This is a genomic window from Oleiphilus sp. HI0132 (genome assembly GCF_001635845.1).
In genome coordinates this window covers 1-1,018 of record NZ_LWGJ01001452.1, presented here as the reverse complement: position 1 = coordinate 1,018, position 1,018 = coordinate 1, and the positions used below count along the sequence as shown (strand labels likewise).

Below are 1,018 nucleotides of genomic sequence, written 5' to 3'. Positions count from 1 at the left end.
TAAATAAAATATTGGAAAAGGTCGGTGAAGAGTGCACCGAAGCAATTCTTGCAGCCAAAGATGCTCAGGATGACGAAGGTAAGAAAGCCTTAGTCTATGAAACCGCTGATTTATGGTTTCACAGCCTGGTAATGCTTTCACACCTGGACCTCGAAGCTAAGGACATCCTTCAAGAACTTGAGCGTCGTTTTGACTTATCAGGCCTTGAAGAAAAAGCATCTCGTAAACAGAAATAGGAGAAGGTTATGGGTATCAGTCCAATGCAGCTACTGATTATATTATTGATCGTAGCACTTATTTTCGGCACCAAGAAACTACGCAATATGGGCGGAGACTTGGGTGGCGCCGTAAAAGGCTTTAAAAAAGCCATAAAAGATGATGAGAAAGCCGCTGTAGAAAAGAAAGACAGCGACATCATCGAAGGCAAAGCTGAAAAAGTCGAAAGCAATGATAAAGAGCAACAAAAGTAACCCTGATCAGGCACTAGCTATCGAATACTATGTTTGACGTTGGTTTTTTAGAGCTCGTCTTAATCGCTATCATCGGCCTATTGGTTTTAGGACCCGAGCGCCTGCCCGTTGCCGCTAGAACTCTGGGTCGCTGGTTTGGCAAAGCACGCCGCATGACCAGCCAGTTCACTCAGGAAATAAATCGCCAGATAGAACTCGAAGACCTAAAAAGCGAGCTTAAAAAGCAGGGCGAGAGTTTGGACATTAATGAAGATGTCGAAATGATCCAGAATACCGTTAAAGACGCCCTCAAAGAAGCTGAAGAGTTCGAGCCCTTACCAAGAGATGAGTATGACAAGCTGTTTCAGGCACCAAAAGAGCCTGATTCGTCAAAAGACCTTCAAAGCAATACGCAAAACGACAAGCCTAAGCAGTCATAACATGGCCTCCGTAATAAGCTAAGCATAGTAAAGACATGAGTAAGACTTCTGACAACGCAACTGAAAACGACACTGTAGTCGACCAAGGCCAGCCTCTAATCAGCCATCTGATAGAATTGCGCACACGCC

Annotated in this window: 3 protein-coding genes; all 3 read left to right on the top strand. The window is 44.5% G+C overall.

Annotated features, from left to right (window positions below):
* A partial coding sequence (locus A3766_RS22320; RefSeq protein ID WP_068642991.1) for a phosphoribosyl-ATP diphosphatase occupies positions 1-236 on the top strand: 236 nt, incomplete at its 5' end.
* A 9-nt stretch (positions 237-245) separates the two neighbouring features.
* Entirely contained in the window at positions 246-470 is a 225-nt protein-coding gene (tatA, locus tag A3766_RS22315) for a twin-arginine translocase TatA/TatE family subunit (protein WP_068512005.1), read from the top strand.
* A 29-nt stretch (positions 471-499) separates the two neighbouring features.
* Positions 500-889 carry a Sec-independent protein translocase protein TatB gene (tatB, locus tag A3766_RS22310; RefSeq protein ID WP_068512008.1) on the top strand — a complete coding sequence of 130 codons (390 nt, stop codon included), beginning with the start codon at positions 500-502 and terminating at the stop codon, positions 887-889.
* The last annotated feature ends 129 nt before the right edge of the window (positions 890-1,018 follow it).